We start from the raw sequence: 17,713 nt of genomic DNA on the forward strand, positions 1-17,713 counted from the left end.
GGGCAGGTCGGTGCGAAGGGCCATTCCGGTGGCGAATTTCAGTTCGCATACAACGGTCCGCCCAATGTGGCGAGGGTGAGGCGTATGGCGAGAGACTCGGTGGGACCCAGACGCCCCACCACGGTGTCTTCGCGCCGGTAGATGATGTCCACGCGGGTGCAGTCGTCGCGGTAGGTGACGCCGAGGTCGCGGATCACCCAGGCGTCCTGGACCAGGTCGCGGTTGCCGTAGGCGGTCAGGCCCCAGTGCTTGGTCAGGTAGATGTCGCCGCCGAGATCGAGGTTCTCCACCTTGACCCCGTTGGCGTTGGCGCGGTCGCGCAGGTAGCGGAAATAGCCGTTGGCCCGCTTCATCGAGAGGTTGGCGCCGGCTTCCGCCCGCTGGACGGTGAGGTCGTCGGAATCCAGACGCGTGCGGGCGAAGAAGGACAGGCCCTTGATGGGCTGGGCGTCGGCGGCGACGATCCAGTCGGAACGGGTCTGGCGCAGGCCGCTCTGGGGGGAGAAGACGTCGTTGCTCTGGTTGCGGAAGCTGCGGCCCACCAGCAGGCTGGCGCGGCGCCCGTCGTCCCAGAACACCGAGGCGCGGCCGCCGGCGTTCACCCGCACGCCGTCCTCATAGAGGTCGTAGCCGGGGAATTTGTTGGCCCGGAAGAGGTTGGTCTCGTCGAACTCGAAGGCGACCGAGTCCTCGTTGAGATAGACCGGCGCGCCCGTGGCGCTGGTCCCCACCACCACCTGACGGGCGTTGGGGGAGGCGGCGATCTGGACGATGGGCTCCAGGATCACGGTGGAGTCGGAGAACCGGCGCACGAAGGGCCAGGTGATGTCGGCGCCGGCCACGGCCAGGCCCCGCGACAGGGTCTTCGACGCGCCCTTGACGGTGTTCAGGTCGTCGAGGGCGTAGGCGTCGCCGCGGAGGTTCACGAAGGGCGAAACCCTTATGCCGGCGGGGGCGGTGAAGGTGGCTCGCCAGTCGACCTCGCCGGTCACCCGGCGGCTGTCGAGGCCCGGGAGGCGCTGCGGCGCGACGCTGAGGGGCGACTCCTCGCGGGTGAGGGCCACGGCCGACCCCAGTAGGCGCAGGCGGCCGCCGGCGATGTTGGTCTGCGGCTCCCAGCGGGCCTCGATCAGGGGGCCGACGAAGGGGAAGGCGCGGTCGTTGTCGCCGGGCCGCAAACCCTGGATGGAGAAGGCCGCGGCGGAGAAATAGGACCTCTGGTCCTGGCGGGTGGCGTAGACCTGGGAGATCAGGCGACGGTCGTCGGCGATATAAGGGCCGCGGGCGGCGTAGACGTCGCCGATCTCGTACTTGTCGAACAGCAGGTCGTCGGAGGTGCGCTCGGCGGTGAAGCCCCAGTTCCAGCGCTCGTCGATGGCGAACTGGCCCGAGGCCAGGACATAGCTGCGGCTGGTGGCGTCGCCGAAGCGATTGCCCTTGCCGTCGAAGTCCTCGTCATAGGTGTAGCCGAACCGGGCGTCGATCGCGCCGGAGTAGAACCGCTTGCGGTAATGTCCGTTGAAGAACGGATTAACTTTCGTGTTAATTTGAGGACTTAGCGTGATATCCGAAGACGGCGAGAGAACCTGCAGATAGGGCTGCTCATAGCTGAGGCCGCGGCGGTTCGAGGCGCCGAGCTTGGGCGGCAGGAAGCCGGACTTGCGGACCGCCTGCGGGTCGGGGTGCCAGAACAGCGGCAAATAGAGCACCGGGGCCCCGAAGATGCGGATCACGGCGTTGCGGTAGTAGATCAGCTGCCGGTCGCGATCCTGCACCACCTTGTCGGCCTTGATGGACCAGGTGGGGGACTTGGGCGAGCCGTCGGCGGCGCAGATCTCGCAGGGGGTGTAGATCGCGCGGTTCAGTTCGTTGACCCGCTCGCTGCGGCGGACGGCGGTGGCGGCGGCCAGCTTGATGCTGGGGGCCAGGCGGGCGGCGAAGCCCGTGGCGACCCCGGCCTTCATGGCCTCGTCCAGCACCAGCTCGTCGGCATATTCGATGCTGCCGTCGGCGTTGATGATCTGGACCTGGCCCTTGGCGGTCATCACGCCGCGGGCCTCGTCATAGACCAACTCGTCGGCGCGCAGGGTGCGGCCCTCGTAGCGGACCTCGGCCTCGCCGCGGGCGGTGGTGATCTTGTTCTTGTCGTCGCGGATGACGAGGTCGGCTTCCATGTAGAGCTGACCGGGCTCAAGCCCGTCGACGGGGGCCTTGCCGCCCGGCGCCTGGGCGTGCGCCTGCGCGGACATCGCCACGACGATGACCGCCACGCTCGCCAGCAGGCCGCGCTTTACGGAGACGGAACGGCGACCACGACTCATGAAGCTAGGAAACCCCCTCCAGGCGGTTGTTGGCGGATGGATAGCCGGGAACGCCAACGATTCAACCGTCTTCGGTGTAGCAGAGCAAAGTCAGCCCGGACAGGAGCGCGACCAAGGGCGGCGCCCAGGCGGCCGCATAGAGCGGGATGATCTCCGCATCGGCGAGCGCGCCGGAGAATTCGTTGAAGAAAAAGAAGATGAAACCGATGGCCACCCCGGCCCCCGCCAGGCTGCCGAGGCCTCCCAGGCGAGCCAGCCGCAGGGAAAAGGCCGCCGCCAGGACCGACATGGCCGCAAACAGCAGGGGCGTGGCCAGCAGCTGCTGGAAGCGCAGGCGGTAGCCGTCGGCGGAGAAACCGGCCTGTTCGGTCAGGCGGATGGCGGCGGGCAGGCGCCAGAAGGCGATGGCGTCGGGCGAGGCGAACCGCTCCATGGCCGATTCGGAATCCAGGGTGGAGCGGATCGAGAGCGAGTCGGAGCGCACCGAGCTTTCGCCGGCGGTGGCCTCGCGGACGTCGGTGAGCTTCCAGAAGCCCGGCAGCAGCTCGGCCTGGGCGGCCTCCAGGCGGCGCTTGAACTCGGGCAGGCCGGCCTTGTTCTTCTGGTAGACGAAGAGCGATACCCCCTTGAGCCGCACCCGGCCGGCCACCACGTCGCGGGCCTTGGCGTGGATGACGATCTGGTTGCGGTCGTCGCCCTGGCGCAGCCAGACCTCCTTGGGAGCGTCGGTGAGGTAGTTCTCCATCAGGCTGGCGCGCTCGGCCTCGAACCGGGCGCTGAGGGCCGAGGCCAGGGGATTGAAGGCGGTGACCGCCAGGACGCCGGCCAGGAAGGCCGCCACGCCCGAGGGCAGGATGAAGCGCCAGGCCGAGATGCCGGCCGCCCGCATGGCCACCAGCTCGCTGGAGCGGTTGAGGCCCACATAGGCGCTGATGCCGCCGGCCAGGAAGACGAAGGGCAGCAGCAGCAGGACCAGGGCCGGCGCCTTGAGCAGGGTCAGGCCGAACAGCTGGGCGACGCCGACATCGGCGCGCACGCCCACCGAGCGCGACAGGTCGACGAACTGCACCAGCAGGATCACCGCCGAGATCACGGCGAGCGCCGCGCCGACGCCGGTGAAGGTGCGGACCAGGACGTAGCGTTCGAGGCGGCCGGTCCCGATCATGCGGGCGCCTGGGCGATGCGGGCCGGGCGCTGGCGCATGTCGATGAAGCGGCTGACCCGCTGCTTGAAGATGCCGCGCAGGGCGAGCGCCATGGCGCCCAGGGGCACGACGAACTGGACGAGGTTCAGCCAGGGCTCGGACTCGCTGCCGGCCTGGACCACGAAGCCCAGGATGCGGACGGCGACCGCCAGGCCGGCGACCGTCGCGATGCGCCGCCCATAGCCCAGGCGCGAGAAGCCGCCGCCGATGATGGCCAGCAGGGCGAAGCTCATGAAGGTGAGGTTGTAGAGCGGGGTCGAGAGGCGCGCGGCGCCCTCGGCCAGCAGCTTGTCGCGGTTCTGCGTCTCCCAGACCTGCTGCAGGTCGGGGAACAGCAGTTCGTGCAGGTAGCGGTCCGACGGCTTGTAGTGGACCATCTCGTTGGACTGCAGGTAGCGCGACAGGTCGAAGACGTACTCGTCGAAGGACAGGAAGTTCAGCACCCCGGTGCGGCTGAACTCCTGGTTGGAGCCCTTGCGCATCAGCAGCACCGGCTTGTCGCCGCGCTTGACCACCCGGCCCTCGTCGGCGGTGTAGGTGGTGGCCCCGCCGTCGCTCTTGGTCTGGTGGATGAAGAGGTTGTGGATCAGGCCGCCGGAGTCCACCGACTGGGCGTAGACGGTGAGGCCGGGGGCGGGCTCGGTGAACTCGCCCTCGCGCACCAGGGTCGAGGCCAGGTCCGTGCGCACCTGGAACAGGGTCTCGCGCATCTGGCGCGAGGCGGCCGGCTGGACCCAGAGGTTCATGAACAGCGCGATCAGGGTGACGACGCCCGCCAGGCGCAGGGCCGGCGCGATCACCCGCCAGCGGCTCATGCCCCCGGCGAAGCAGACCACGATCTCCTGCTCGACGTGCAGGCGGTTGAGGGCCACCAGGGCGGCCACCAGCAGGGCGATGGGCATGACCATGTTGACCAGCTGCGGCATGGCCAGCAGCGTCACCTGGAGGAACACCAGCGCGCTCTGGCGCTGGCTGACGATGATGTCGAGCTGCGACAGGCTGGTGGACAAGAGCGCGACCGCCGTCAGCGCGAGCGTCGCATAGACGGTCGGTCCCAAGAGCTGACGAAGCAGGTATCGATCGATCAGGCGCATCGGCAAGAAATATGGGGCAGGCCAAGATATTTGCCGCGCCCGGGACGGGAAGCTGCTCTAAACCATGCGTCGCCCCGCCACACAACCGCCGCACGAACGGTCAGGCTGGGAAGGGTTCAGGGCGCACGCTGCGCCGGGTCGAGACGTTTGAGAGAATTTCATGGATATCCAGTTCGTCGCGGCTGACGCCGCGCTTGGTGAAAAGAGCGCCCTGGCGATCGTCGTGTTCGAGGGCGAGGCCGCCTCCGTCCAGGGCGGGGCCTTCGCCAAGGCTATGGCCGGGGCCCGTTTCACGGGCGCCAAGGGCCAGACCCTGGACGTGCTCGCCCCGGCCGGCTCCGACGCCGCCCGCGTGGTGCTGGTGGGCGCCGGCAAGGCCGCCGACTTCGACGTGATGGGCGCCGAGACGGCGGCGGCCTCGGCCTATGCCGCGGTGAAGACCTCGGGCCTCACCACCCTGCGGGTCGTGCTGCCGGGCGCCGACGCGGCCAAGGCGGCCCGCGCGGCCTTCGGCGTGCGGCTGGCGGCCTACCGATTCGACAAGTACCGGACCAAGGAGGCGGCCGAGAAGAAGCCCTCCGTCGTCAAGACCGAGGTGGTTACCGCCGAGGCCGACGCCGCGGTCACCGCCTTCGCCGACCTGGCGGCCCTGGCCGACGCCATCAGCTTCTCCCGCGACCTGGTCTCCGAGCCGCCGAACGTCCTCTACCCCGCCGAGTTCGCCAAGCGCGTGAAGCAGCTGGAGGAGCTGGGCCTGGAGGTCGAGATCCTCGGCGAGGCCGAGATGATGAAGCTGGGCATGGGCTCGCTGCTGGGGGTGGGGCAGGGGAGCATCCGCGAGAGCCAGCTGGCGATCCTCAAGTGGAACGGCGCCGACGACAAGAAGGCCCAGCCCATCGCCTTCGTCGGCAAGGGCGTCTGCTTCGACACCGGCGGCATCAGCATCAAGCCCGCCGACAACATGGAGCACATGAAGACCGACATGGGCGGCGCGGCCGCGGTCTCGGGCCTGATGCACGTGCTGGCCGGCCGCAAGGCCAAGGTCAATGCGGTGGGCATACTGGGCCTGGTGGAGAACATGCCCGACGGCAACGCCCAGCGTCCGGGCGACGTGGTCACCTCCATGTCGGGCCAGACCATCGAGATCATCAACACCGACGCCGAGGGCCGCCTCGTCCTGGCCGACGCCGTCTGGTACTGCCAGCAGCGGTTCAAGCCGAAGTTCATGGTGGATCTCGCCACCCTGACCGGGGCGATCATCATCGCGCTCGGCGACGACGTCGGTGGTCTGTTCAGCAATAACGACGAGTTGTCGGGTAATCTTCTGGCGGCGTCGAACGCCGAGGGCGAGCCCCTGTGGCGCATGCCCCTGCCGGCCCAGTACGACAAGAACATCGACTCCATGATCGCCGACATGAAGAACACCGGCGGCCGGCCGGGGGGCTCCATCACCGCGGCCATGTTCATTCAGCGCTTCGTCAACGGCGTGCCGTGGGCCCACCTGGACATCGCCGGCACCGCCTGGAAGAAGCCGTCGACCGTCCCCACCATCCCCGAGGGCGCAACCGGCTTCGGCGTGCGGCTGCTGAACCGCATGGTGGCCGACAAGTACGAAGGCTGATCGGGCGCCTTGCGGTTCGCCCTGCTGCATAGCCCCCTGGTGGGCGCCAGCTGCTGGCGGCCGGCGATCGACGCCTTCGCCGACCTGGGGGTCTGGGCCGCCGCGCCCAGGCTGCCGGCCTTGGCCCAGGTGACGCCGCCCTATTTCCCCGCCCTGGGGGAGAGCGTGGCGGCGCAGATCGCGCCCATGGACCCGGTGGTGCTGGTGGCGCACTCCGGGGCCGGGGCGCTGGCCACCTCGGTGACGGCCGCCGCGCAGGGAAAGGTGAGCCAGGTGATCTTCGTCGACGCCATCCTGCCCAATCCTGGCCGCTGCTGGTTCGAGACCGCCGGCGACGCCTTGGTGCGCACCCTGAGGGAGGCCGCCCGCGACGGCTGCGCCCCGCCCTGGGACCAGTGGTTCCCGGCCGGCGTCCTGGCCGCCCTGCTGCCGGAGGGCGGCGCGCGCGAGGCCTTCCTCGCCGAGCTGACGCCCACGCCGATGGCCTATCTGGAGGAGGCCGAGCCGGAGCTGGACCTGCCCGACGACGTGGGCTGGGCCTATCTGCGGCTCTCCAAGGCCTATGAGGACGAGGCCGCCGTCGCCCGGGCCCACGGCATCGCCACCCTGAGGCTCGACCGCCATCACCTGGCGATGATGACCCATCCGGCCGAGGTGGCCGCGGCCCTGATCAACCTGGTGCGGGGCTGAGCATGGCCTGCGAGGTGTGGTTCTATCACCTGGAGCGGACGGGCCTGGACCAGGCCCTGCCGGAACTGCTGGAAAAGACCCTGGCGCGGGGCTGGAAGGCCATCGTGCGCGCCGCCGGGCCACAGCGGGTGGAGCACCTGGACGGCTGGCTGTGGGCCTATCGCGACGAGAGCTTCCTGCCCCACGCCCCGGCCGACGAGCCGGGCGCGGCGCGGCAGCCGATCCTGATCACCGCGGGGACCGAGAACCCCAACGGGGCCGACGCGCTGTTCCTGGTGGACGGGGCCGAGCCCGGGGAGCTTGGCGACTACGCCCGGTGCGTGATCTTGTTCGACGGCGGTGACGAGGAGGCGGTGGCGCTCGCCCGCCGCCAGTGGAGCGCGGTCAAGGCCAAGGGCCTGCCCGCCTCCTATTGGAAGCAACAGGGCCGCGGCTGGGAGAAGCAGGCATGAAACTCAAGATCCTGGCGGGCGCGGGCCTGGCCCTGCTGATGGCCTCCTGCGCCAGCGAGGCGCCGCCGCCCGCGCCGCCCTCGCCCGCGCCCTACCGCCCCGCGCCGCCGCCGCCGCCGTCCACCGACCAGTGCGGCGCCGCCGAGGCCCAGAAATATGTCGGCCGCTCGCGGACCGAGATCCCGATCCCGGTGCTGCCGGCCCTGCAGCGGGTGGCCTGCACCACCTGCCCGGTGACCATGGACTACAGCCCCCGGCGGCTGAACTTCTTCTACGACGCCCAGACCGGGATCGTGAAAGAGGTGAAGTGCGGTTGACCTTACGAAGGGGCAATCGGGCCTGATGCCTCAAACGGGGAGCGGGCATGAAGCGCATCATCGGACTGCTGGCGGTTTTGGGCGCGAGCCTGGTGTTGGCCGGGTGCGGCATCACCGCCAAGGACATCCCCTACGCCACCCTGGAGGCCAAGTACGGCGGGCCAGCCTCGCACTACATGGACCTGCCGGGAGACCTGCGCGTCCACTACCGCGACCAGGGCAGGGCCGACGGGCCCACCGTGGTGCTGGTGCACGGCTTCGCCGCCTCCCTGCACACCTGGGAGCCCTGGGTGGCGCGGCTGGCGCCCGACTACCGGGTGATCAGCCTCGATTTGCCGGGCCACGGTCTGACCCGGGCGCCAGAGGGCTATGTGGCGGCCCAGGCGACCAATGTGGCGGTGGTCGACGAGCTGACCCGCAACCTGAAGGCCGAGCGGTTCTCGATCGTCGGAAACTCCATGGGCGGGGGCGTGGCCTGGGCCTATGGGCTCGCACATCCCGACCGGCTGACCGGCCTGGTGCTGGTGGACGCCGCCGGCTGGCCGCGGGCGGACAAGGGCAAGGAGAAGCCGCCGGTGGTGTTCAAGCTGCTGGGCAATCCGGCGGGCCGCGCCTTCCTGCGCAACATCAATCCCCGACCCCTGGCGGCCAAGGGGCTGAGGTCGGCCTATGTGGACGAGAAGCTCGTCACCCCGGCCCTGGTGGACCGCTATGTGGAGCTGGCCCTGGCGCCCGGCCACCGGGCCATCCTGACCTCCGGCCGCGACGGGCCGCAGCGGCGGGTCGACAAGGCGGCGTTCGGCGCCATCAAGACCCCGACGCTGGTCATGCACGGCGAGGCCGACACGGTGATCGACGTCGCCGCCGGGCGGGGTCTGGCCAGCGCGATCCCCGGCGCGAAACTGATCACCTATCCCGGCGTCGGCCACGTGCCGATGGAGCAGATTCCCGACCCGTCGGCCAAGGACCTGCGCACCTTCCTGGCGACTCTTCCGCCTAACTAGCCGCCGGGTCCTATTCTACGGCGCCCAGACCGGCATCATGAAAGAGGTGAAGCTAAAGCCGGTCCAGCGCGGTTTGAATCGTCGTCAGCATGTCTGGCACGAACGGACTGGGATAGCGCCGGAGGGACCGGAGCAGGGCGAAGTGGTCGATCCAGGCGTCCTGCGCTGGCGGTAGGCCGCGATAGCCCGACATGAAGGCCGCAAGGCGCGCCTTGTCGCCATTCCTGGCCTGGCTGTCCAAGTAGCGCGCGCCGGGAAAGGCCTCGGTGACCACCAACGCGATGTCGAACACCTGTGGCGCGGTCCAGATGCCCGGCGCCTTGTCGAACAGTACGATGTCGCCGCCCCTTATCAGGGCGTTGTTCATATGCAGGTCACCATGCGCGACAGCGAACTCGTCGGGGTGGAACGCCAGCAGGGGGGCCAGGCGCTTTTCAATACGATCAAGCAGTTGGGAGGGGATCCCGTCTTGGCGCCCGCGTTGCCTAGCCAGGCCGTCGCGGAGGGTGCGCTCAAGGAAGTCCGGCCAACTCGCGGCGATCGGCAAGGCGGCCTCATTCAACTCCATGAAGCATCCGGGACGGATCGCATGCAGGGCGGCGATCGCCGCGCCCCAGCGTTCGCACAAGCTCAGAGACAGTGAGCGGCCGACTGTTACGGAGGCTTCTACATATTCGAGCAGAATCTCGTCTGGCCGCAGGCTGGGATGATCGATGACCTTCAGGCTCGGCAGGTTCGCGTTGGCGAGGGTCCTCTGGAAAAGCCGTTCAGCCCCGACATGGCGCGCCGTCTGACGTTTGAGCACGAATGTGCTGTCGCCGATCTCGACAAGATCGATGGTCGCGGCGCCGCCACCGCCGGCCAGCGGCCTGATCTTCTTGAGTTCAATCACCCTGTTCAACCTCGGCCTAGGCCGACCCGTCCTACTTGATCGCGAAGCAGTAGAAGAGCCCGGCGCCGCCGGTCGCCACCAGGTCGGGCTGGGAGCAGCTGCGGGTCTGGTGGGCGGAGTTCCAGGAGGTGGGGTTCTGGCCGCCGCCGATGCGGTCGTGGTGGCCGACCATCGTCCGGCTCTCGGCCGACGAGGTCCAGTTGTTGCAGGTGAGGTTCGGCGGGGCGACGGGGGCGGGCGTGCCGACCGGGGCGTTGGCGGGCAGGGGCGAGGCCACCGGCGGGGCCAGACGGCCGTCGGTGAGCGAGCCGGTCATGATGTCGTGCTGGTTGGGGCTATCGCCGCGGCCCTTGACGGGGTTTCCCTTCTCGTCGAGGGAGTTGGCCTTGCCGGTCAGGGCCGCCTCGCTGTGCAGGTCGTCGAGGCTGGAGGCGATCTGCACGCCCTTGGCGTTGAACCAGGGACCCCTGCCGATGCGGTCGCGGGCGTTGAGGGCCTTGCCCTTGGCGTCCGTCGAGGAGAGGTAGGCATGCCATGTGTGGTCGCCGGCGCCGGCCTCCGTCGCCAGCTTCTGGCACCACGCGTCCGCGCCCTTCAAGCCCCCCAGGTCGCCGCCCTTGCCGGGGCCGACGCTGGTGATGAAGAAGGTCATCTTGGAGTGTTCCTTGGCGACGACCGCCCCGCCGGCCGCAACCATGACGATGGCCGCCGCGACGCCGCCGATGATCAGCTTGTTCATGCTTGCCTCCCTGGATTTGGCGGCGATGCTAGCAGGAACAAGGCCGATGTCTTGAGGGAGAGTTCGCATGTCCGACCACGCCGCCGAGATCGCCGCCGCCCAGGGGGTGCTGGACGAGTTCATGGCGGGCTTCAACGCCCGCGACGTGGGGCGCTGGGACGCCACCTTCAACTTCCCGAGCGTGCGGCTGGCCTCGGGAACCCTGGTGATCATCCAGGCGGGCGACCATAAGCCGGGCATGTTCGACCAGGGCGCCCTGGCGGAGTGGGACCATTCGGCCTGGGAGCGGCGCGAGGTGATCCACGCGGGCGCCGACAAGGTGCATATCGACACCCGCTTCACACGCTATCGCAAGGACGGCGGCGTGATCGGCGGGTTCGATTCAATCTATGTGATCACCCGCGAGAACGGCCACTGGGGCGTCAAGGCGCGGTCGAGCTACGCGCCTTGAGCCTCACTTCACGACGCTGAAGGACCCCGCCGGGCCGGGGAAGACCACCGGGCTCTCATAGCCGTCGGCGGAGATCGCCGAGACCCCGAAGAACCAGTCGTCGATGACCACGCCCTTGAGGGTCTCGGACGTGGCGGCCGTGTCCTTGGAATACCGCCAGCGCGGCGCCGTGGTCTCCCGCCAATGAACGCGATAACCCGCCGCGCCGGGGCTGGCGGACCAGGTGACTTTGGTGTCCGGCGAGACCGCGCCCTCGATCTTGACGTCCTGCGGCGGAGCCGGCGCCCGCGCCAGGGCCGCCATCATCACGACGTTGAGCTGGGTGACCTTGGCCAGGTAGGGGAAGTCGACCCCCTCGATCGTGTCGCCATAGACCCGGCCATTCTCGGTGCGCAGGTCCTGGTGCTGGCGGTCGTAGTGCTCGGCGGCCTCAGTGACCCGGATGGCGGGGAAGCCGGCGTTCAGCATCTCCACCTGGTCGCCGCCGCGGCCATAGCGGTCGGTGCGGTAGACCATGACGACGTCCAAGCCCTTCAGATAGGTCTCGGCCAGGCCGTCGGCGAAGCGGGCGAGGTTGCGCGAGGGGGAGTCCACCTCGCCACCGTTGTAGCGGCGGCCATTGGCCTGGTCGGGGGTCTCGACGGCCTTGGTGCCCTCGGAGAAGACCCGGACCTGGCGGTCGTTGTGGACGCCGCTGGCGCCATGGGTGTTGCCGACGATGTCGTTGTTGAGGTCGGCCTCGACCCGCCAGCCGTGCTCCTTGGCGTAGGCGGCCAGGACCTTGCCGCCATAGAGGCCCTGTTCCTCCCCCTCCAGCACCGCGAAGACCAGGGTGGCGGGGAATTTATGCTTCGACAGCACCCGGGCGGCCTCGATCACGGCGGCGGTCCCCGAGCCGTCGTCATTGGCGCCCGGCGCGTCGGAGGTGGCGTTCATGACGTCGGTGACCCGGCTGTCGATGTGGCCGGAGATGACGATCACCCGGTCCGGATCGGTGGTCCCCTTCTGGATGGCCAGGATGGCGCCGATCTCGGTGGGGTTGGGCACCCGGCGGCCGGTGAAGGTCTGCTTGGGAACCGCGACGGTGAGGCAACCGCCGCAATCCTTTGAAATCGCCTCGAATTCTGCGGCGGTCCAGCGCTCGGCGGCGCCGATGCCGCGGGTAGGCGAGGCGCGGTCCGACAGGGTGTGGCGGGTGCCGAAGCCCACCAGCTTGGTGATGGTGGCATGAAGCCTCGCCTGCTGAACCTGCTTGGCGATCTGAACCAGCTCGGGCTGCGGCTTGGCGGCGGCCGTCAACAGGGGGAAGGCGAGGAGGGCGGTGAGCAGGATGGGGCGCATGGGGGACCTTCGCAAATCTATGACGACTGTTACGCCACGGACGCGCGCTTGCGAACCGCCTCTGCTAGGAAGCCGCCATGAAACTCCCCATCGATATCGACAGCGTCAAAGGCTTCATGGACCCGGCAGAGGGGGCGGCCCTCCACGTGGCGGCCCTGGCCTGCGCACCGCGCGGGCCGTGCCTGGAGATCGGCGCCTATTGCGGCAAGTCGGCGGTCTATCTGGGCACCGCCTGCCAGGCGGCGGGCGGGGTGCTGTTCTCCGTCGACCACCATCGCGGCTCGGAGGAGAACCAGCCGGGCTGGGAGTATCACGACGCCGAGCTGTGGGATGAGGCGGCCGGGGCCATGGACACCCTGCCGTTCCTGCGCACCACCCTGCGGCGGGCGGGATTGGAGGAGGTGGTCTTCCCGGTGGTGGGCCGCTCGGCCCTGATCGCCAAGGCCTGGGCGACGCCGCTCAGCTTCCTGTTCATCGACGGCGGCCACACGATGGAGGCCGCCCTGGGGGACTGGCGCCACTGGACGCCGCACCTGATGGCGGGCGGGACCCTGGCCATCCACGACGTGTTCCCCGATCCGGCGGACGGGGGCCGGCCGCCGTTCGAGATCTACCAGCGGGCCCTGGCCTCCGACCTCTATGAGGAGGTGGCGGCGGTGAAGAGTTTGCGGGTGCTGCGACGGGTGTAACGTGGAGCTGGGTCGCGCGTCGGAGGCATCCAATGACGGTGGTTGGTCACATTCGTACAGCAGGCATCGTCGCAGGGCTCTGCGGACTGGTTGTTGCGTCGATCGCCCTGAGTATGGCCTTCGAGTACAACGGAAACCAAGGTGAGTTCTACGACTTCGAAACCGGATATCCGGTGTTATCGAGCGTCATTCCCCTGTTCTTGCTCTCCTTCATTGTCGGCGCTGTGCCCGGAGTGGCGCTTTATGCTGCGGTGGTCCCGATGGTGCGCGTTTTTATGAGACCTCGCATGCGACCTCCGCGGGGCTAGCGCGAGATCAGCACATCCGACGCCGCTGACGCCCCAAGCCGGGCGTCGAAGGCCAGGATGGCGGCGGCCTGGGTCCAGGTGGGGCGTTCGCGGGGCCAGACGATCTGCTCGGCGAACTGCCAGCCCATCCAGAAGGCGCCGTCCTCGTCGCGGTGGTTGAGCTGGGAATCCAGCAGGGCGCAGGCGGCGGCCCGGGCGCCGAGGCCGAGCAGGGCCATGGCCAGCTCGCAGGACTCGGCCACCGTCACCCAGGGCTGGCTGGCCACGCAGCGGCAGCCGCGGCCGAGGACCGCGAAGCGGGGGGCGCGGGCCTCCAGCCTGGCGAAGGAGGCGCCCGGCGACAGCACCCCGGCCAGGGCCGGATAGTACCAGTCCATGGCGAAGTCGGAGCGGTCCTGCAGGCGGTCGAAGCGGTGGGGGGCGTTGCGGATGGCGTGGCTGAGGCGATCCTTGGCCAGGCGCCAGGCCGGCTGTGGGTCGCCCACCAGGTCGGCGAGCTTCAGGGCGCAGTCCAGGCTCTTGTGGATCGAGGAGGCACCCGCCAGCACCGAGTCATCCGCGGCGGTCCCGAAAGCCTCCTGGCTCCAGGAGATGTCGCCCTCCGGGTGCTGCAGGGTGAGGACGAAATCGATGGCGGACCTGACCATGGGCCAGTAGCGGCGGGCGAAGGCCAGGTCGTTGTCGAGGCGGTAGCGGTGCCACAGGGCCACGGCGGGATAGGCGGCGAAATTGCTGTCGCGGAAGGCGGCGGCCGGGGTGCGGGCCATGTGCAGGCGGTCGGCCATGGGCAGGGTGTTGCCGTACTCGCCGAGCCAGGCGCCGGACGCCTCCTGCGACCAGGCCAGGTATTCGAAGCCCCGGTCGGCGGCGTCGAACTCGCCCATGGCGCCCAGGGCCATCAGGCATTCGGCGTGGTTCCAGGGATCCCAGGGCCCCTTGTCGAACCAGGGGATGGCGCCGTTGGCCTGTTGCTGGACCAGAATGACGTCCAGGGCGCCGGCATGGGGGGCCAGCGGGCCGCCGACGCGGTCGAAGGCCAGACTCATGCGAGGCCTTTACGGAAATAGAGCGCCACACTCTTGCCCATCAGCGGCGCCGTCACCGCCTCAAGGACACGGGTGAGGGCCGGGCGGTCCATCAGGTCCCAGACCAGGAAGCGGTGGTAGAGCTTCACCAGGGGATGGTCGTCGCGGCGGTCCCAGAAGGCGCACTTCAGCCACCAGTAGGGGGCGTGGAGGGCGTGGGCGTAGTGCTTGCCGCGATAGGCGAAGCCGAGCGCGCTGATGGCGCGGCGCAGGTCGGGCTCGTGGAAGATGCGGACGTGACCGCCGGGCTGGTCGGCATAGCCGCCGGCGCCGGGGGCGAGCGCCCAGCAGATGCGTTCGGGCCAGGCGCGCGGCACGGTGGGCACGAAACGGCCGCCGGGCTTCAGCACGCGGCGGATCTCGGCGAGCGCCCTGTCGTAGTCGTGCAGGTGCTCAAGCACCTCCGAACAGATCACCACGTCGAAGGCCGCGTCGGAGAAGGGCAGGCGGTAGGCGTCCCCAGAGAGGAAGCTGGCAGCCGCGTCGCCAGAGCTCGGCGGCAGGTGGTCGAGGCCGTCGCGGGCCTTGATGAGGCTGGGGATATCGAGGTCCAGGCCCACGACATTGACGCCGGCGATCATGTGCAGGCCGTGGACGTGGCGGCCCTCGCCGCAGCCCAGGTCCAGGACCCAGTCGCCGGCCTTCAGGCCCAGGGTCTCAAGGCGGACGGTCAGCATTTGCGGGCCACGGCGCGGCGCAGGACGGTCTCGTAGGCGGCGGCGACCCGGCTCCAGGAAAAGGCGGTGCGGGCTCGCTGGCGGGCGGCGGCGCCCAGGTCGGCGCGGCGGGCGGGATCGTCCAGCAGGGCGGCGATGGCGCGGGCCAGGGCGGCGCTGTCGCCCCGGGCCACGACGACGCCGGCGTCGCCCACCACCTCGGGCAGGGCGCCGCCGTCGGTGACGATGACCGGGGCGCCGCAGCTCATGGCCTCGGCGGCGGGCAGGCCGAAGCCTTCATAGAGGGAGGGGGTCACGCAGATTGTCGCGCGGGCATATTGCTCGGCCACCTCCTCGTTGCTGAGGTCGTGGATGAAGCTGACGCGGTCCAGCAGGTTGAGGTCGTCCAGCATCTGCGCGGTCGGACCCTCGCGCAGCTTGCCGATGACGACGAGTTCCAGGCGCGGATAGGTTTCCAGCAGGGTGGAATAGGCCTCGATCAGGTGCTTGAGCCCCTTCAGCGGCACGTCGGCGCTGGCGGTGGTGAGCAGGCGGTTGTCCCGGCGGCGGATGTCCGGCTGGGGCTTGTAGATCTCCTGGTCGATGCCGAGGTGGATGACGTTCATCACCTGGGGGTCGACGTCCAGGCACAGGGCCACGTCTCGGGCCGCGGCCTCGGAGACCAGGATGACGTCGTTGAGCCTGGGGGCGACCTTCTCCTGCATCTTCAGGAACGAGTACCACTGGGCGATCAGCAGGCGCATGCCCCACCTAGGCTCGGCGGCGAGCGCCAGCTCCAGGTCGCGGCGGATCGGGTGGTGGACGACGCCGACCACCGGCAAGCCGGCCCGCTCGATCTCCAGCAGGCCCTGGCTGAGGGACTGGTTGTCCAGCACCACGTCGTAGTCGCGGCGGTGGGCGCGCAGGTACCGGGCGGCGCGGCGACCGAAGCTCCACGGCTCCATGAACTTGCCGGCCCAGTGGCCGAAATATTCGGCGGTGTCGGTCCAGCTCACCAGGTGCTTCCAGCGCAGGGCGCGGTGGCCGTTGTGCGGCTGGTTGTAGAGATCCAGGGACGGCAGCGTGATGAGGCGCACGCCGGCCGGGACGTCCGGATAGGGCGGGCCTGACAGGATGTCGACGCTGTGGCCCCGGCGAGCCAGGGCCGCGGCGGCCTGGCTGAGATAGACCCCCTGGCCGCCGACCCGCGGATCGGAGCGGTAGGAGAGGAAGGCGATGCGCAGGGGCGGCTGATCGAGCGCCCCGGAGGGCGCACGCGTCTCGGAGACGCCGACGGGGGGAGAGGGTGTTTTCAGCATCGCCGATGTCCTTAACGCGCCAGCGGGCGAAAGGACTAGGTCGAATGCCGGGTATGGGCCCGGAATGTTGTTTCAGGACGGAATTGTGTCGGCTGGCGGGCGTGGGGGTGGGCCCTATACGCGCTCCACCACCAGGGGCAGGCCGCCCTTGGGGCGGATGGCGATGTCGCCGGTGGGTTCGACGGTGTGGCCGGCGGCGGGGCGGAAGCGGAACCGGGCCAGCCAGTGGGAGAGCACCAGCAGGCCTTCGGCCTGGGCGAAGGCCGCCCCGATGCAGACCCGAGGGCCGGCGCCGAAGGGGATGTACTGGAAGCGATGGTGGCCAGCCTTGGCCTCGGGGTGGAAGTTCTCCGGGTTGAACAGCTCCGGCTGGTCCCACAGGGCGCGGTGGCGGTGGACGATCCAGGGCCAGATGGAGATCTGATCGCCCTTGCGGATGGCGTGGCCGCAGAGCTCGTCCGCCTCCGCCGCCTCGCGGTCGATGCGCAGGGCTGGGGGATAGAGGCGCAGGGTCTCCTCCCAGACCATCTTCAGATAGGGCAGGCGGGCCAGGATCTCCTCCGGGGTTCCGCCAGCGTCCCAGGCCTCGCGGGCCTCCTCGCCGGCCCAGTCCTGGGCCTGGCGGTCGCGGCTGAGCAGGTAGAGCGCCCAGGTCAGGCCGTTGGCGGTGGTCTCGTGGCCGGCGCCCAGGAAGGTGACGGCGTTGTCCAGCGCCAGCTTGGCGGCCTCCTTCGGCGGGTGGCTCTGGGCGAAGGCGGCGATCACCCGGGTCATGAAGTCCTGGGGCGGGGTGGGATCGGCTTGGCGCCGGGCGATGAACGCCGCTAGCCGGCCGATGATGAAGCGCCGGCCGGCGGCGCCGCGCCACTGGACGGGGTTCTGGTCCAGCCAGGGCGCGCCGAGCACCACGCCCAGCCGATACTGGCCGGTGGCGGCCATCACCGCGGCGATGTGGTCGGCCGACTCCTCCACCGAGAGGCCGGCCTCGGAGGAGAAGAGGGTGGCGTTGATGATCTCGAAGGTGGTGCGCAGGCACTCGGCGGCCACGTCGATGACGTCGCTGTCGGCTGTCGCCCAGCGGTCGGCGGTCCGGGCGGCGACCTCCCCGAAGATCGGGGTGAACTCGGTGACCATGGCTGGCGTGAAGACCGGGGCCATCATCCGGCGCTGCTCGCGCCAGGTCTCGCCCTCGGTGGTGAGCAGGCTCTCGCCCATGGCCGGGGCCAGCATCTTCTTGACGATGCCGGGCTTGGGATAGGCGCCGACCTTGTCCAGCAGGACCCGCTTGATGGCGTCGGGGTCGCTGATGAAGTGGTAGCGCAGGTTGAAGACGCGGCGGGCGTGGTGGTGGTGCTCGAAGGCCTCCTTCGGCCAGCCGTTCAGGGGGTTCTGGGCCGCCTTGTCGACAAAGATCCGCCAGGTGGGCGCCCAGTCCTCCGGTTGTTCGGGCGCGGCGGGTCGGAAGGGCGCGGGGCCCAGGATGGCGGTGTCGGTCATGACCAATCCCCTCGGTCGCGAGCTCGTTGGCTC

At 69.6% G+C, this 17,713-nt stretch carries 18 protein-coding genes; 8 read left to right on the forward strand and 10 right to left on the reverse strand.

The window, feature by feature from the left end; all coding sequences use genetic code 11:
* Positions 1-38: 38 nt before the first annotated feature.
* From Q7T09_RS00470 to lptF, 3 genes are all read right to left on the reverse strand, one after another.
* Positions 39-2,321 carry an LPS-assembly protein LptD gene (locus tag Q7T09_RS00470; RefSeq protein WP_304696986.1) on the reverse strand — a complete coding sequence of 761 codons (2,283 nt, stop codon included), beginning with the start codon at positions 2,319-2,321 and terminating at the stop codon, positions 39-41.
* 61 nt (positions 2,322-2,382) lie between these two features.
* Positions 2,383-3,486 carry an LptF/LptG family permease gene (locus tag Q7T09_RS00475; RefSeq protein WP_304696987.1) on the reverse strand — a complete coding sequence of 368 codons (1,104 nt, stop codon included), beginning with the start codon at positions 3,484-3,486 and terminating at the stop codon, positions 2,383-2,385.
* Entirely contained in the window at positions 3,483-4,619 is a 1,137-nt protein-coding gene (lptF, locus tag Q7T09_RS00480; RefSeq protein WP_304696988.1) for an LPS export ABC transporter permease LptF, read from the reverse strand. Before lptF ends, Q7T09_RS00475 begins: the two co-directional genes overlap by 4 nt.
* A gap of 160 nt (positions 4,620-4,779) precedes the next feature.
* On the opposite strand from lptF, the gene Q7T09_RS00485 reads away from it, so the two are divergent.
* The 5 genes from Q7T09_RS00485 to Q7T09_RS00505 are packed head-to-tail and all read left to right on the forward strand — an operon-like array spanning position 4,780 to position 8,703.
* Complete coding sequence (locus Q7T09_RS00485) at positions 4,780-6,240, forward strand: leucyl aminopeptidase (protein ID WP_304696989.1); 1,461 nt, start codon at positions 4,780-4,782, stop codon at positions 6,238-6,240.
* Between the two features lie 9 nt (positions 6,241-6,249).
* On the forward strand, positions 6,250-6,930 hold the full coding sequence (locus Q7T09_RS00490) for an alpha/beta fold hydrolase (RefSeq protein WP_304696990.1): 681 nt from the start codon (positions 6,250-6,252) through the stop codon (positions 6,928-6,930).
* 2 nt (positions 6,931-6,932) lie between these two features.
* Positions 6,933-7,382 (forward strand): DNA polymerase III subunit chi, encoded by a 450-nt coding sequence (locus Q7T09_RS00495; protein WP_304696991.1) that lies wholly within the window; start codon positions 6,933-6,935, stop codon positions 7,380-7,382.
* Positions 7,379-7,699, forward strand: coding sequence for a peptidase inhibitor I78 (locus tag Q7T09_RS00500; protein ID WP_304696992.1), 321 nt, complete (start codon positions 7,379-7,381; stop codon positions 7,697-7,699). The genes Q7T09_RS00495 and Q7T09_RS00500 overlap by 4 nt, the downstream gene beginning before the upstream one ends.
* A 47-nt stretch (positions 7,700-7,746) precedes the next feature.
* On the forward strand, positions 7,747-8,703 hold the full coding sequence (locus Q7T09_RS00505) for an alpha/beta fold hydrolase (RefSeq protein WP_304696993.1): 957 nt from the start codon (positions 7,747-7,749) through the stop codon (positions 8,701-8,703).
* 52 nt (positions 8,704-8,755) lie between these two features.
* Here Q7T09_RS00505 and Q7T09_RS00510 read toward each other — a convergent pair whose 3' ends face one another.
* Together Q7T09_RS00510 and Q7T09_RS00515 are read right to left on the reverse strand one after the other, a co-directional pair.
* The gene (locus Q7T09_RS00510; RefSeq protein ID WP_304696995.1) at positions 8,756-9,595 is read right to left on the reverse strand and encodes a phosphotransferase; all 840 of its coding nucleotides are present in this window, start codon (positions 9,593-9,595) and stop codon (positions 8,756-8,758) included.
* 31 nt (positions 9,596-9,626) lie between these two features.
* On the reverse strand, positions 9,627-10,334 hold the full coding sequence (locus Q7T09_RS00515; protein ID WP_304696996.1) for a hypothetical protein: 708 nt from the start codon (positions 10,332-10,334) through the stop codon (positions 9,627-9,629).
* 67 nt (positions 10,335-10,401) lie between these two features.
* Between Q7T09_RS00515 and Q7T09_RS00520 the strand changes: the two genes are divergently transcribed.
* Positions 10,402-10,785, forward strand: a complete 384-nt coding sequence (locus Q7T09_RS00520) for a hypothetical protein (protein ID WP_304696998.1) — start codon at positions 10,402-10,404, stop codon at positions 10,783-10,785.
* A gap of 3 nt (positions 10,786-10,788) precedes the next feature.
* Here the strand turns inward: Q7T09_RS00520 and Q7T09_RS00525 are convergent, their stop codons facing one another.
* Positions 10,789-12,126 carry a M28 family peptidase gene (locus Q7T09_RS00525; RefSeq protein ID WP_370689179.1) on the reverse strand — a complete coding sequence of 446 codons (1,338 nt, stop codon included), beginning with the start codon at positions 12,124-12,126 and terminating at the stop codon, positions 10,789-10,791.
* A 77-nt stretch (positions 12,127-12,203) separates the two neighbouring features.
* On the opposite strand from Q7T09_RS00525, the gene Q7T09_RS00530 reads away from it, so the two are divergent.
* Positions 12,204-12,815 (forward strand): class I SAM-dependent methyltransferase, encoded by a 612-nt coding sequence (locus tag Q7T09_RS00530; protein ID WP_304696999.1) that lies wholly within the window; start codon positions 12,204-12,206, stop codon positions 12,813-12,815.
* A gap of 32 nt (positions 12,816-12,847) precedes the next feature.
* The gene (locus tag Q7T09_RS00535; RefSeq protein ID WP_304697000.1) at positions 12,848-13,123 is read left to right on the forward strand and encodes a hypothetical protein; all 276 of its coding nucleotides are present in this window, start codon (positions 12,848-12,850) and stop codon (positions 13,121-13,123) included.
* On the opposite strand, the gene Q7T09_RS00540 is transcribed toward Q7T09_RS00535, so the two are convergent.
* From Q7T09_RS00540 to Q7T09_RS00555, 4 genes are all read right to left on the reverse strand, one after another.
* A complete protein-coding gene (locus tag Q7T09_RS00540) occupies positions 13,120-14,169 on the reverse strand; it encodes a hypothetical protein (RefSeq protein ID WP_304697001.1) in 1,050 nt (349 codons plus the stop codon). The genes Q7T09_RS00535 and Q7T09_RS00540 overlap by 4 nt on opposite strands.
* Positions 14,166-14,885, reverse strand: coding sequence for a class I SAM-dependent methyltransferase (locus Q7T09_RS00545; protein ID WP_304697003.1), 720 nt, complete (start codon positions 14,883-14,885; stop codon positions 14,166-14,168). Before Q7T09_RS00545 ends, Q7T09_RS00540 begins: the two co-directional genes overlap by 4 nt.
* Positions 14,879-16,183, reverse strand: a complete 1,305-nt coding sequence (locus tag Q7T09_RS00550) for a glycosyltransferase family 4 protein (RefSeq protein WP_304697004.1) — start codon at positions 16,181-16,183, stop codon at positions 14,879-14,881. The genes Q7T09_RS00545 and Q7T09_RS00550 overlap by 7 nt, the downstream gene beginning before the upstream one ends.
* A 114-nt stretch (positions 16,184-16,297) precedes the next feature.
* Complete coding sequence (locus tag Q7T09_RS00555) at positions 16,298-17,680, reverse strand: cytochrome P450 (protein ID WP_304697005.1); 1,383 nt, start codon at positions 17,678-17,680, stop codon at positions 16,298-16,300.
* Between the last annotated feature and the right edge of the window lie 33 nt (positions 17,681-17,713).

Origin of the sequence: Phenylobacterium sp. (assembly GCF_030645195.1) — a bacterium.
Lineage (GTDB): Bacteria > Pseudomonadota > Alphaproteobacteria > Caulobacterales > Caulobacteraceae > Phenylobacterium.

Bases quoted from the DNA above. Each gene is read 5' to 3' on its own strand.
- Q7T09_RS00500 (WP_304696992.1), top strand. From the start codon at position 7,379: ATGAAACTCAAGATCCTGGCGGGCGCGGGCCTGGCCCTGCTGATGGCC.
- Q7T09_RS00470 (WP_304696986.1), bottom strand. From the start codon at position 2,321: ATGAGTCGTGGTCGCCGTTCCGTCTCCGTAAAGCGCGGCCTGCTGGCG.
- Q7T09_RS00545 (WP_304697003.1), bottom strand. From the start codon at position 14,885: ATGCTGACCGTCCGCCTTGAGACCCTGGGCCTGAAGGCCGGCGACTGG.
- Q7T09_RS00485 (WP_304696989.1), top strand. From the start codon at position 4,780: ATGGATATCCAGTTCGTCGCGGCTGACGCCGCGCTTGGTGAAAAGAGC.
- Q7T09_RS00515 (WP_304696996.1), bottom strand. From the start codon at position 10,334: ATGAACAAGCTGATCATCGGCGGCGTCGCGGCGGCCATCGTCATGGTT.
- Q7T09_RS00550 (WP_304697004.1), bottom strand. From the start codon at position 16,183: ATGCTGAAAACACCCTCTCCCCCCGTCGGCGTCTCCGAGACGCGTGCG.
- Q7T09_RS00520 (WP_304696998.1), top strand. From the start codon at position 10,402: ATGTCCGACCACGCCGCCGAGATCGCCGCCGCCCAGGGGGTGCTGGAC.
- Q7T09_RS00530 (WP_304696999.1), top strand. From the start codon at position 12,204: ATGAAACTCCCCATCGATATCGACAGCGTCAAAGGCTTCATGGACCCG.
- Q7T09_RS00525 (WP_370689179.1), bottom strand. From the start codon at position 12,126: ATGCGCCCCATCCTGCTCACCGCCCTCCTCGCCTTCCCCCTGTTGACG.
- Q7T09_RS00555 (WP_304697005.1), bottom strand. From the start codon at position 17,680: ATGACCGACACCGCCATCCTGGGCCCCGCGCCCTTCCGACCCGCCGCG.
- Q7T09_RS00505 (WP_304696993.1), top strand. From the start codon at position 7,747: ATGAAGCGCATCATCGGACTGCTGGCGGTTTTGGGCGCGAGCCTGGTG.
- Q7T09_RS00535 (WP_304697000.1), top strand. From the start codon at position 12,848: ATGACGGTGGTTGGTCACATTCGTACAGCAGGCATCGTCGCAGGGCTC.
- Q7T09_RS00540 (WP_304697001.1), bottom strand. From the start codon at position 14,169: ATGAGTCTGGCCTTCGACCGCGTCGGCGGCCCGCTGGCCCCCCATGCC.
- lptF (WP_304696988.1), bottom strand. From the start codon at position 4,619: ATGCGCCTGATCGATCGATACCTGCTTCGTCAGCTCTTGGGACCGACC.
- Q7T09_RS00475 (WP_304696987.1), bottom strand. From the start codon at position 3,486: ATGATCGGGACCGGCCGCCTCGAACGCTACGTCCTGGTCCGCACCTTC.
- Q7T09_RS00495 (WP_304696991.1), top strand. From the start codon at position 6,933: ATGGCCTGCGAGGTGTGGTTCTATCACCTGGAGCGGACGGGCCTGGAC.